Annotated in this window: 8 protein-coding genes; 2 read left to right on the forward strand and 6 right to left on the reverse strand. The window is 60.5% G+C overall.

Annotated features, from left to right (window positions below; all coding sequences use genetic code 11):
• Window positions 1–1,207: 1,207 nt before the first annotated feature.
• Window positions 1,208–3,922 (reverse strand): HTH-type transcriptional regulator MalT, encoded by a 2,715-nt coding sequence (gene malT / locus ACL2XN_RS15090; protein WP_413728975.1) that lies wholly within the window; start codon window positions 3,920–3,922, stop codon window positions 1,208–1,210.
• Window positions 3,923–4,175: 253 nt separating this feature from the next.
• On the opposite strand from malT, the gene malQ reads away from it, so the two are divergent.
• Window positions 4,176–6,257 carry a 4-alpha-glucanotransferase gene (gene malQ / locus ACL2XN_RS15095; RefSeq protein ID WP_413728976.1) on the forward strand — a complete coding sequence of 694 codons (2,082 nt, stop codon included), beginning with the start codon at window positions 4,176–4,178 and terminating at the stop codon, window positions 6,255–6,257.
• Here malQ and ACL2XN_RS15100 read toward each other — a convergent pair.
• From ACL2XN_RS15100 to malE, 5 genes are all read right to left on the reverse strand, one after another.
• Window positions 6,254–6,724: an RES family NAD+ phosphorylase gene (locus ACL2XN_RS15100; RefSeq protein WP_410012410.1), complete on the reverse strand. Its 471-nt coding sequence runs from the start codon at window positions 6,722–6,724 to the stop codon at window positions 6,254–6,256. The two genes, malQ and ACL2XN_RS15100, sit on opposite strands and share 4 nt — an antisense overlap.
• On the reverse strand, window positions 6,721–7,161 hold the full coding sequence (locus tag ACL2XN_RS15105; RefSeq protein ID WP_410012411.1) for an antitoxin Xre/MbcA/ParS toxin-binding domain-containing protein: 441 nt from the start codon (window positions 7,159–7,161) through the stop codon (window positions 6,721–6,723). Before ACL2XN_RS15105 ends, ACL2XN_RS15100 begins: the two co-directional genes overlap by 4 nt.
• Window positions 7,162–7,314: 153 nt before the next feature.
• Window positions 7,315–8,205, reverse strand: a complete 891-nt coding sequence (gene malG / locus ACL2XN_RS15110; RefSeq protein ID WP_410012412.1) for a maltose ABC transporter permease MalG — start codon at window positions 8,203–8,205, stop codon at window positions 7,315–7,317.
• 11 nt (window positions 8,206–8,216) lie between these two features.
• Window positions 8,217–9,788 (reverse strand): maltose ABC transporter permease MalF, encoded by a 1,572-nt coding sequence (gene malF / locus ACL2XN_RS15115; RefSeq protein WP_413728977.1) that lies wholly within the window; start codon window positions 9,786–9,788, stop codon window positions 8,217–8,219.
• 65 nt (window positions 9,789–9,853) lie between these two features.
• Complete coding sequence (gene malE / locus ACL2XN_RS15120) at window positions 9,854–11,047, reverse strand: maltose/maltodextrin ABC transporter substrate-binding protein MalE (RefSeq protein WP_410012414.1); 1,194 nt, start codon at window positions 11,045–11,047, stop codon at window positions 9,854–9,856.
• A gap of 456 nt (window positions 11,048–11,503) precedes the next feature.
• On the opposite strand from malE, the gene malK reads away from it, so the two are divergent.
• Window positions 11,504–12,613, forward strand: coding sequence for a maltose/maltodextrin ABC transporter ATP-binding protein MalK (malK, locus tag ACL2XN_RS15125; RefSeq protein ID WP_410012415.1), 1,110 nt, complete (start codon window positions 11,504–11,506; stop codon window positions 12,611–12,613).
• Window positions 12,614–12,631: the final 18 nt, after the last annotated feature.

Here is a 12,631-nt window from a genome sequence, read left to right on the forward strand (position 1 = left end):
CCGTGCGTTCGGTGGTGATATGTATTGCCGGGTGCCGGCAAGCGACAAAGAGGCCGTACCGCGACGGCCTCCTTGACCTCCGCGCGTCCGACAGATCGTGCGCCGCTGCGCGGTCCCCGGCATCACCCATCCCGGCTTGTGGACCGCCCGGGATGCGCTCACGGCGCAGCCCGGGCTTTCGCCGCTCCCGGCGGCTCATCCAGCCGTGATGTGCGCCGCCGGCGCACTCTATGCCGGCACCACGTCAACACCATCGCCTGTGAGTAAAACAGCGTTTTGGGGTTCATCGCGGTATGTGATTACCGGGAGAAATATCAGCATGCTTTTTGGGCTGAAGTCGATAGGCGGATAGCGGATGGCTGAAAACGTAGTACTTACTGTAGCTGAATGATGAATGCCTTAATGTGTGACTGTATGTCTGTATGACCTGCTTTTCGCTGCGCCAGCGGCATTCCATACCCGTTGCATCCCACCACAGTCGATCCTAAGCCGACGCCAGTCCTATCCTAAGCCACAGCGCCGCTATCGCTTCATAACATGCAGTACGAACAGCGACATATGGACCGGCATAAAGCGCGCTGACGGCGCCTGTGCCCCCGGCATGAGCCGCCGGGAGCGGCGAAAGGCCCGGTTGCGCCGGGAGCGCTAACCGGGCCGGTGCATAACGGGGGCATGGGCGGCGGAAGGCATCGCGCAGCGACGCGCGACCTGCCGGGCGCGCGGAGGTCAAGGAGGCCGTCGCGGTACGGCCTCCTTGTCGCTTGCCGGCGCCAGGCAATACATATAACCACCGGACGCACGGCAAGCGAAACCTCTGCCGCAGCAACATAAGCCTACCCGCAAACGAAACTCTCGCCGACGCAGCATAAGCCTACCCACAAACGAAACTCCCGCCGCCGCAGCATAAGCCTACCCGCACACGAAACTCCCGCCGCCGAAGCATAAGCCTCCCCGCAAGCGAACCTCCTACCGCCGCAGCATAAGCCTCCCCCGCAAGCGAACCTTCCGCAGCGGCAGTATAAGCCTCCCCCGCACACGGCAAGCGACCCCCCCCGACGCAACATTCAGCTGACCGCAAACAAAACCTTTGCCCACCGGGCTCAAGCCGCCACGAGGCCGCTGTAATACCGCCCCCTTTACCCATCACGCCCGAACGAAAACAAGCGCCGGCGCCGTCAACAGCCCGGACGCGTAATCGATACGCGCCTTATACCGCATAACCGATCATCGTCAGCATCTTTTTCACCTGCTGCACCGCATCCTGCCGCTGCCCCACCCCCAGCTTCTGGTAAAGATTACGAATATGGGTTTTGATGGTGGTCGACGCCACGTCCAGCTCGCCGGCAATCTGGTTGTTACTGTAACCCGAATAAATCAGCCCCAGCACCTGCCACTCCCGCTGGGTCAGCGGACTGATGCGAATCAACTCGGGCACCTGCGGATGATGGAGCAATTGCTGGACAAAAACTTCGTCGAAATGGGCGAACTTATGGCGATGATGGGCATTAATATCGCGCAAAATGCGCCGGGTCCGCTGTTGTTCCAGCTCCGGCAGCACGCCGAGCTGCAGCAGTTGCCGCAGCTGCATCGCCATCGTTTCGCCTTCAATAACAAAATGGCTGATAAAACCGGTGCGATTGGCTAACGACAACGCCTCCATCAGCACCCGCTGGGCATCGTTCTTGCGCCCGGTGCGCCAATAAATAAGATTATTAAGCAACAGGTTACGGTTAAGATCGCTCACCAAATGCAGTTGTCGGGCATTATCATTAAGCTCGTCCAGCACCACTTCCGCCTCGTCGAACTGGCCGAGCAGAATCTGGGCGCGGGCAATATTACGCCACTGCCCCTGCAAAAAATGGTTATCGACGTTATCCGGTTTCACCGTCTGGTCCAGCCACCTCGCGGCGGCATCGACATCCCCGGTCAGTTGCCAGAACAGCACCCGCGGCTTATCGGCATTGGTCACCCAATCGCTATGGTATTGCGCGCCGCTTATCAGGTTCTCGCAACGGTGCAGATGGCTGCGGGCATTATCGAAATCGCCGCGCGCCAGCGCGATTTTGGCCAGCATCGCCAGGCACTGCAGCTGCTGCTGCGGTTCGGCGCTTTCCAGCACCTTCAGCCCGGCGCTGGCGGCCTGTTCGGCCTCGTCCAGGCGCGCCCAGGACCACAGCAGCTGCGCGCGCAGACGCAGCAGGAACTCATGCATCGGCAATTGTTCCAGATGCTGCTCGCCCACCAGTTCGAACGCCTTATCCTGTATTTCATACGCCGCCTGCAAATACCCCTGCGCTATCAGGATTTCGCTTTGCTGCAGCAAGGCCCACAAGGCGTAGTGATACACCCCATGCCGGCGGGCCATCCGATCGGTCTGCTGCATCATGCTCAAGGCTTTGACCAACTGTCCCTGGCAATGCGCGACTTCGCCGGTCACCGACGTGGCGACAATACGGCCGTAATAATTAAACTGCGGCAAAAACCGTAGCGCTTCGGCAGCCAGGGATTCCGCTTCAAGGGGCTTGCCGGTATTTATCGCCACCTGCGCCAGCAGGGCGTTAAACTCCGCCACCAGCCAGGGGGCAAGATCGAGTTTGCGCCGCGCCATCTCCGCTTTGTCATGGGCCAGCAGGCTCGCCACCTCGGCGCTCCGGTGCTGGCCCTGGGCCAGCCAGCCCTTGAGCAACACCAGCCTGGGCCGCAGGATCAGCACGTCGTAGGGCAAATGCTTCAGGCAACGGTCCAGCAACGCCAGCTCACCATGGTTAAATAACGTCCAGCCGCTATCAAGCAGTATCCGGCACATCATACCCACATCATTCGCCGCCATCGCGTGGTGGATGGCTTCGGCGGGATAGCCCTGCGCCAGCCAGCCCTCGGCGGCGGCGCAATGGATCTCGGGCAGCTCGGCCGCCAGTTCCCACTGGCAGCGCTGGCGCAGGAAACTGGCGAATAACGGATGAAAACGAAACCATTCGCCGCTGTCGTCCATACGCTGGATAAACAGCCCCTGGTGTTCGGTCTGCTCCAGCCGCTGCTGGCCGTTTCCCTCGCCCATCAGCCGGTCAATCAGCGCATCGTTCATCGAGCGCAGCAGCGAACAGCGCAGCAGGAAACGACGGGTGGCGCCATCGACCCGATCGAGCACCTCATCCACCAGGTAATCGGACAAATGACCGGCATTAATGCCCGACAGCCGCCGGGCGGTTTTGCTGGCCGGGGTATCGGACTGGCGGGAAGACAGAACAATCAGCTGCAGCGCCGTCGCCCAGCCCGCGACCTCGTCGCACAGCCGGTTGCTGTCCTGGGCTGCGATGGGCATATCCAGGCGTCCTGCGAAAAACTGCCTGGCCTCCTCATGGGTAAAGGCCAACTGCTGGCTGCCGATTTCCAGCAGTTGATCGCGCACCCGCAGATTGGCGATGCCCAGCGACGGCAGGTTGCGCGACAGCAGAACCAGCTTGAGGCTATCCGGCTGCTGGCGCAGCAGGCCGCGCATGGCGTCATGGATAACCGTATTGGTGATCAGATGGTAATCGTCGATGACCAGGAAAAGCGGCGTGGTCCAGTCGGCCAGATCCACCGACAGCTGGGCAAACAAGGTTCCCAGGCTGGCATACTGATGCTTCTGCGCCAGCGCTTCGCTTCGCAGGCAATGGCCGCCCGTCGCCTGCTGGATCGCCGCCACCAGGTAATTGGCAAAGATCTCCGGTTCATTATCGCTATCGTCAAGGGAATACCAGCCCAGATCCTGCCTCGCCGCCGCCCACTGCGCAATAAGCGTCGTTTTGCCGTAACCGGCGGGGCTGGTAATCAGCGCCAGGCGATAGTTCGCCGCGCTATCCAGCCGGTCCAGCAAACGCTGGCGCGGCACGGCACTTTGCAGCCTCACTGGCCGTCTCAGTTTTGATGGGATTAGCATTGTTTTTATTTCCCCAGGGGTACACGGCAATGTGCTAAAACTAACTGTTAACCATTGTAATTATAATGTAAATAATTATTACCTAAGGTTATCCATATCCCATTTTAGTAAATTGCGCCCTATCACAATTTTAACTCAGCCTTGGCGCTCCTCCCCTTTTAACCCGCCGCCGGGAGGATGAAAAACGCCCTATGCCGCGTCATGATGGCCGGTGGCGGCAAACGGGCGACGGCTATCCACCGCGGGAAAAATAATGGAAGAACTCTTGTTCGAACAGATATCGGCCCAGGCCGGTATCGGCAGCGACTATATCAATGCCCTGGGCCAGCGGCAGGCCATCTCGGCACAAACCAAACGACGGTTGCTGGACGCCATGGGGCGCGGGTCAGGATTGGCGGCCGTCTCGCAGGACCCGCTGCCGCCGGTAGCCGTTTGGCGCCGGGATGCGCCGGCGGCGCTGACGCCCGGCGGCCGGGGCGATTACCGCTGGCAACTGCGCACCGAGCAGGGCGGAACCCTTCAGGGCGAGATAAGCGCCGGATCGCCGCTATCGCTGCCCCACACCCTGGCGTGCGGCTATCACCGGTTAACGTTAAGCCAGGGCGCGCGGGAGTGGCATTGCCGGGTAATCATCGCCCCGCCCCGCTGTTTTCAGCCAGGGGCGCTGCTGGCCGGGCAAAAGCTCTGGGGCGCCTGCATCCAGCTCTATACGCTGCGTTCGGCGGTCAATTGGGGTATCGGCGATACCGGCGATCTGAAAACGATGGTGCGGGAAGTCGCCCGGCGCGGCGGCGCGTTTGTCGGTCTCAACCCCATCCATGCGCTCTGCCCGGCCACGCCGGGCGATGCCAGTCCCTACAGCCCGTCGTCACGGCGCTGGCTGAATATGCTGTATATCGATATCAATAGCCTGGAGGATTTCCACCTTAGCCCGGCGGCGCGGTCATGGTGGGCGCGCGAAGAGGTGCAGCAAGCGCTGGCGCTGGCGCGCGCCGCTCCCGAGGTGGATTATCCCCGGGTCGGCGCGCTGAAATTAGCCGCGCTGCGTTTGTGCTGGCAACAGTTCAGCCTGCGCGGAGAGCAGGACGCGCAGCGCCTGGCGTTTGCCGCTTTTGTGCGCCTGGGCGGCGACAGCCTGCGCCATCAGGCTGAATTTGACGCCCTGCACGCGTACCTGTTGGCGCGGGATCCGTCCTGGCGCCGCTGGCAGGACTGGCCTGCCGAGTACCGCGCCAGCCAGGGCGCCGGAACGCAGGCGTTCCGCCGGCGGCATGCCGGTGAGATCGCATTTTATCTCTGGCTGCAGTGGCTGGCCGACCGTCAGTTTGCCGAATGTTCTGCGCTCTGCCGGGCGCTTGGCATGCCTCTCGGCTTATACCGCGATTTGGCGGTGGGGGTCAGCGACGGCGGCGCGGAAACCTGGAGCGATCCGGCATTATATTGCCTGGAGGTAGCGCTAGGCGCGCCGCCGGATGTGCTCGGCCCGCAGGGGCAGAACTGGGGGCTGGCGCCCATGGATCCGCGGGTGATGGCCGCCCGCGGCTACCAGCCGTTTATCGATCTTGTGCGATCGAATATGCAGGGCTGCGGCGCGCTGCGCATCGATCACGTCATGTCGCTGCTGCGCCTGTGGTGGATCCCACGCGGCGATACCGCCGGACAGGGCGCCTACGTCCACTACCCGCTGGACGATTTGCTCGCCATCCTGGCGCTTGAGAGCCTGCGCAACCAGTGCCTGGTGATCGGCGAGGATCTGGGCACCGTGCCGCATGAAATCCTCGCGCGGCTGCGCGACAGCGCCGTTTATTCCTATAAAGTGCTCTATTTCGAGCGGGACGCCCGGCATCATTTCCAGCCGCCGGAAGCCTACCCGCCGCAGTCTATGGCCACCGCCGCCACCCATGATTTACCGACGCTGCGCGGCTACTGGGGCGCCGGCGATCTCAGCCTTGGCAAAACGCTGGGACTGTATCCCGACGCGGCGGTGCTGCATTATCTGCATGAGGACCGACGGCGCGCGCGCCAGGGGCTGCTGGACGCCCTGCACCGTCACGGCGGCCTGCCGCGGCGGGTATCGCGCCGGGCCGATGGCCTGCCGATGTCGCGCATGCTTAACCATGCCATTCACCGCTATCTGGCCGACAGCGGCAGCGCGTTATTGGGATTACAGCCCGAGGACTGGCTGGATATCACCACGCCGGTCAACGTGCCCGGCACCAGCGATGGGTATCCGAACTGGCGCCGCAAATTGACGCGCAGCCTGGAGGAGATTTTCGCCGATAAGGGCATCAATGCCCTGCTGCGGGATATCAACCGGCGTCGCCAGTTGCGTTAGAGGCTGGGGTTCAGCCTTGGATCAAAGGTAAATTCGAGCGGCGTAACCGACGCCAGACAACCAGCAAACGCCGGATGCTCATTGTTAATCAATACATTGTATTCCATAGGCACAATGGCGGAAGGCACCATTAGCCCGACGCTCGATTTTCCCTGAAACCATTGTGTGCCGATATCCTTGGTGGCGGGAATCGGCACCGGCGCATTCCAGTTAGCAGGAAGATCTTGCGCATTGAGCTTGACAATGAAATCGTCGGGTACGTCAATACTCATTAACTGATAAAAATCTAATATGGATTCGTCCTGTAAATGCACTAATACTTCCAGAATGGCCAGTGACACTGCCGAGGAGATATACACCATCGGCGTACCCATTCTGTTCCATCTTGCCACCGAGCTGTTAAAAGCGCCAACGCCACTCCACGCGGTGGCGATATATTGCTTCTGGCAAAATCGATACAAGATCACATGACAACTCCATGTTTAATGCCTTCAATCAAACTGACCACATCACGGGCACCGGTTTCAGTGCCAATCGCCTGATTGGGTGTTTCGCCGCCTAAAACTTTGGCAGGTTTGTTCATCCAGGCAATGGTTTTCTGGAAGTCATTGCCGAACAGCGCTAAAGCCATATCAAAGGCGGTAACATAACGGGTAATAGATTCACTTTGAGCCGGAGAGAGCTTCTCTTTACGCCGGGCAATGCTGCGTCCACTTAACCCAAGCGTCGCCAAAAATTCTTCCCTTTTGAAGCCGACGATGGACCTGATATTATCAATTACCGACACTTCAAGCCCTTCCATCATCAGATGACGCAGCTCGGGACCGGACGCATCCGGCAAATGAGCGGAGGCCCACAGGCTATGTGCGGGCTCTTTCATTACGGGAGGGGTATATATTTTCATGCACGCCTCACTTTCTGCCAAATGTCATACTTCATGATAGCCATTTGGCAGAAAAAATCAATATTTTCGTGCCCGGCAAAAAAATGGCGACATAACGTCGCCAAAAACACAGGACACAGACACAGACACGTACGCAAGAACAACAACAGTGGCTTAACCTTTCAGGCCTCCGGCGGTAAGACCGCTTACCAGCCAGCGCTGGGCCAACAAAAACAGCAGGGTGATGGGTAGGGCGGACAGTACCGCCGCGGCGGCAAAATCCCCCCACAGATAGTTTTGCGGATTGAGATACTGCTGCATGCCCACCGCCAGGGTGAAATTATCCACATCGCGCAGCAGCAGCGACGCCACCGGCACCTCGGTAATGGCGGCAATAAACGACAGCACGAACACCACCGCCAGTATCGGCACCGACAGCGGCAGCAACACCAGCCGGAACGCCTGCCAGGGCGTGGCGCCGTCCAGCGCGGCCGCTTCCTCAAGCGAACCCTCGATAGTGTCGAAATAGCCCTTGATGGTCCAGACATGCAGCGTAATGCCGCCAAGATAGGCGAAGATCACCCCGCCATGGGTATTAAGCCCCATAAACGGCAGATACTGACCCAACCGGTCAAACAGCGCGTACAGCGCCACCAGCGACAGTACCGCCGGGAACATCTGGAAAATCAGCATGCCCTGAAGCAACGCGCTTTTACCGTGAAAACGCATGCGGGCAAAGGCGTAGGCGCAGGTGGTGGACAGCGCCACGATGCCCAGGGCGGTAATGGTCGCCACCTTTACCGAGTTCCATAACCACAGCAGCACCGGGAACGGCGGCGGGGTTATGCTGCCGTCCGCGTGCCGTACGCTCAAACCCAGCGCCAGCCGCCAGTGCTCCAGGGATATCTGCTGCGGGATCAGGCTGCCGGTGGCGAAGTTGCCGACGCGCAGTGAAATCGCCAGCACCATCAGCAATGGAAACACGATCAGGGCGATAAAACCCAGCAGCAGCACGTGCGTCGCCGCCAGCCGCAGGAAACGCGATGAAGATTGCACCATAGCCACCCGGGACCTCCTTAATCAAATGTCAGACGCGCCGTTTTCACATTCAGTATCGCCAACCCGCCCACCAGCAGGAAAATAAGGGTGGCGATGGCGGCGGCCAGGCCGAAATCCTGCCCGCCGCCGCCTTCAAAGGCGATACGGTAGGTATAACTTACCAGCAGGTCGGTATAACCGGCGGGAGTGCTGGTGCCAATGCGGTCAGGCCCGCCGTTGGTCAGCAACTGGATCAGCACAAAATTATTAAAATTAAACGCAAAGCTGGCGATCATCAGCGGCGTAAGCGGCTTGAGCAGCAACGGCAGCGTAATACGGAAAAAATTCTGTAACGGTCCGGCGCCGTCCATGGCCGAGGCTTCGTATAAGTCATCGGGTATGGATTTCAGCAGCCCCATGCACAAAATCATCATATAGGGATACCCGAGCCAGGCGTTCACCACCACCAGCATCAGCCGCGCCAGCAGCGGATCCTGAAACCAGGCGGGCCGGATGCCGAACACAGCGTTCAGCAGCATATTGATTTCCCCAAAACTCTGGTTGAACAATCCCTTGAAAATCAATATTGAAATAAACGACGGCACGGCATACGGCAAGATCAGCAGCAGCCGGTACAAAGCGCGGCCCCGCAGCGCCTCCCATTGCACCACGCAGGCCAACACCATGCCGATGGCCACCGTCAGGACCACGGTCAGCAACGAAAACACAATGGTCCAGACAAATATGGCCAGGAAAGGCTGCCGGATTCCCTGATCCTCTACCACCCGCATAAAATTTTGCCACCCCACCGGCACGGTATAACCCGGGCTGAGCTGCCCGGCGACAAAATGGCCTTCGGCATCGACCGCCTGGTAAAAACCCGTGGCCCGGTTGGGCCGGTAGACGGCCCCGGTGCGGCTGTCGGTCAGGCGGTCCTGGCCGCCCAGCGTATACAGCGGCCGCAGGCCGGAAAATTGCCGTAACGAGCTGATGCGCAGCCGGGCGCCGTCGGGCAATTGCAGCGTCAGCCGGCCGAGGGCCTGGCGATACTGTGTTACCACCCTGAGCGTGCCGCGCTCTCCCGGCGGCGGCGCGTCGCCCGGCGACATCATTAGCGTCTGGTCCCGGCCGCCGTCCAGGCTGAACGCCGGCGAGACCCATAACCGTCCGCCGTCGGCATCGGCCAGCGCCAGCCGCCATGCGGTTCCCTGGCCGTACAGGCTGAAGGCGTAGGCTTTGCCGATTTGCAACTGCCGATCCAGCAGCACCGATTGCGCGCGCTCAAAGGACAGCTGATGGACGCTGCTGTAGTTGGTAAAGGCGATGCCGACGGTGCACAGCAGCGGAAACAACACAAACAGCCCCACGCCCGCCAGTCCCGGATACACATAGCGCCAGGCATAGGCCCCGGCATTGGCGAAAACGGCCAGCCCCGCGCTTGTCAGGATGAGCGTCAGCAGGGCAAACAGATATTCACCCCGGGCATACAGCGGTATCACCATCCAGGCGATGGCCAGGGCGCAAAAAATCACGACCGCCCACTTCACAAACCGGTGATGCCGCCAGCGCGCGGGCTTGCGGGACAGAGGAACCGAGCCGGTGTTTGACATAACCCTTCCTATAACGGCGGATGACAACCCGCTTGAACGCAGGCCCCGTGACGGCGGCCGGCGGATTATTTGGTAATGCGGTCCTTCACGCCGTCCAGCGCCGCCTGCACGCTTTGTTTACCGTTTATGGCGTTGACCACCGCGCTGCGCTCGGCATACCAAAACGCGCTCATCTGGGGAATATTGGGCATGATTTCACCCTGTTGCGCATTCGCCATGGTGGCGGCGATCCGGGGATCCTTGGCCAGCTCCGCCTGATAGCTTTTCAGCGCCACCGCGCCGAGCGGCTTGTCTTTATTCATCGCATCCAGTCCGTCCCTGGTCAGCAGGTAATTTTCCAGGAACTCTTTCGCCAGTTCCTTATTGGGGCTGGCGGCGTTAATCCCGGCGCTTAGCACGCCGACAAAAGGTTTCGACGGCCGGCCCTGGAAGGTAGGCAACGGCGCCACGCCGTAGTGAACGCCGCTTTTTTCCATATTGCCCCAGGCCCAGGGGCCGTCGATGGTCAAGGCGGTCTGTCCTTTGTTGAAGGCGGCTTCGGAGACGGAATAATCGGTATCGGCGCTGATATGCCCGCTTTTGACCAAATCGACAATAAACTGCAGCCCGGCGCGGGAGCCGGCATTGTTCACCCCCACATCCTTGATATTGTAACCGCCGTTTTCCGGCTTGAAGGCATAACCGCCGGCGGCGGCGATAATCGGCCAGGTAAAGTAGGGTTCCTGCAGGTTCCACATAATGGCGCTTTTGCCTTTGGCGCGCAGTCGGGTATCCAGCGCCGGGATCTCTTCCCAGGTTTTCGGCGGCGCGCCGACCAGATCCTTGTTGTAAATCAGCGACAGGGACTCCACCGCGATGGGATAGCCGATCAGCTTGCCGTTATAGCGCACCGCGTCCCAGGTAAAGGGGAACAGCTTATCCTGAAACGCCTGATCCGGCGCCACTTCCGCCAGCAGGCCCGATTGGGCATAACCGCCAAAGCGGTCGTGCGCCCACAAGATAATATCCGGCCCGTCACCGGTAGCCGCCACCTGGGGATATTTTTCCTCCAGCTTATCGGGATGCTCTACGCTCACCTTGATGCCGGTATCCTGTTCGAACTTCCTGCCGACTTCAGCCAGGCCGTTGTAACTCTTGTCGCCGTTGATCCAGATAAGCAGCCGGCCTTCTTCTATTTTGGCGAACGCCGAAGAACAGGCCATCGCCGACATCAGGGACGACAGCGCCAGGGTACGGAGAGTGCATTTGATGCGGGTCATAGTTCCATCCTTACTGGTGGCAGCGTTCCCAACGCGCGCAAAGCGGGTCCCGACAGGCATCGCACCTGCAACCAGCCCGGCGATGTCCGGGGCGCACGGAAAGCTGTGGTGAATTTACACACCGGACATACTGCGTTTAACCTCGGGCGCGCTCATCCTCCCCCGTCCTACGCCCCTGCGCCTCCCGATGTGACCGCATTAACACTCCGTGGACAATTTGCGGGGCAAGCCACAAAAAGCATGCTGGATATTTGCCGCCGCCGTCACGTTTTTTCCGGCTCGCCGCCGCCGCGGCCGTGAATGGCGCTTTGCCGTCATCCCGCCGCCTCCCCCTTGAAAAAAACCGTCCCGGATGATTTCCCTGCCGCGCATTTCCCTCACACTTGCCGACACTTGATGTCAGCCTGCCGCCGCACCGCCGGGCGGCAGGGTAAACAGAGGTAGGAATCCGGGTCTATGGCAAGCGTGACGCTGCGCAATATCTGCAAAAGCTACGGTGAAAACGTGATTTCCCGCGATATCAACCTGGATATCGGCGAAGGGGAGTTCGTGGTGTTTGTCGGCCCGTCGGGCTGCGGCAAATCCACCTTGCTGAGAATGATTGCCGGGCTGGAGGACATCACCTCCGGCGAGCTGAAAATCAACGATCGCCGGATGAATGACGTGCCGCCCGCCGAACGCGGGGTCGGGATGGTTTTCCAGTCCTACGCGCTTTATCCGCACCTGTCGGTGGCGGGCAATATGTCCTTCGGCCTGAAGCTGGCCCGGGTGAAAAAAGAGGAAATAACGCGCCGGGTAAACCAGGTGGCGGAGATTCTCCAGCTCGGCCATTTGCTGGACCGCCGCCCCAAAGCGTTATCCGGCGGGCAGCGCCAGCGGGTCGCCATCGGCCGCACCCTGGTGGCGGAGCCGCAGGTGTTCCTGCTAGACGAACCCTTGTCGAACCTGGACGCCGCGCTGCGCGTCCAGATGCGTATCGAGATTTCACGTCTTCACCAGCGCCTGCGGCGCACCATGATTTACGTCACCCACGACCAGACCGAGGCCATGACGCTGGCGGACAAAATCGTGGTGCTCGACGGCGGGCGCGTGGCGCAGGTCGGCAAGCCGCTGGCGCTGTATCACTACCCGGAAAATCGGTTTGTCGCCGGGTTTATCGGTTCGCCGAAGATGAATTTCCTGCCGGTAAAAGTCACCGCCATCGCCATCGACCAGGTGCAGATCGCGCTGCACAACGGCCAGAAAGTGTGGCTGCCGGTGGAGAGCAGCCGGGTGGAGGTCGGCGCCACGATGTCGCTGGGTATCCGGCCCGAGCATTTGCTGGCCGGCAACATCGCCGATGTCGTCCTGGAAGGCGTGGTGCAGGTGGTGGAGCAACTGGGGTATGAAACCCTGATCCATATTCAAATTCCCTCGCTCCGCCTCAATCTGGTTTATCGCCAGAATGACGTGGTGCTGGTAAACGAGGGTGCCCAATTCGCTATCGGCCTGCCGCCCGAGCGCTGCCATTTATTCCGCGAGGATGGCAGCGCCTGCCGACGGTTACATCAGGAACCGGGCGTATAAGTCTGCCTGTCCGCAGGC

Source organism: Sodalis sp. RH22 (assembly GCF_047324165.1).
Taxonomy (GTDB): domain Bacteria; phylum Pseudomonadota; class Gammaproteobacteria; order Enterobacterales; family Enterobacteriaceae; genus Acerihabitans.

Excerpts from the sequence above, each read along its gene's own strand:
- malK (WP_410012415.1), top strand. The coding sequence starts at position 11,504 with ATGGCAAGCGTGACGCTGCGCAATATCTGCAAAAGCTACGGTGAAAAC.
- malF (WP_413728977.1), bottom strand. The coding sequence starts at position 9,788 with ATGTCAAACACCGGCTCGGTTCCTCTGTCCCGCAAGCCCGCGCGCTGG.
- ACL2XN_RS15105 (WP_410012411.1), bottom strand. The coding sequence starts at position 7,161 with ATGAAAATATATACCCCTCCCGTAATGAAAGAGCCCGCACATAGCCTG.
- malT (WP_413728975.1), bottom strand. The coding sequence starts at position 3,922 with ATGCTAATCCCATCAAAACTGAGACGGCCAGTGAGGCTGCAAAGTGCC.
- malQ (WP_413728976.1), top strand. The coding sequence starts at position 4,176 with ATGGAAGAACTCTTGTTCGAACAGATATCGGCCCAGGCCGGTATCGGC.
- malE (WP_410012414.1), bottom strand. The coding sequence starts at position 11,047 with ATGACCCGCATCAAATGCACTCTCCGTACCCTGGCGCTGTCGTCCCTG.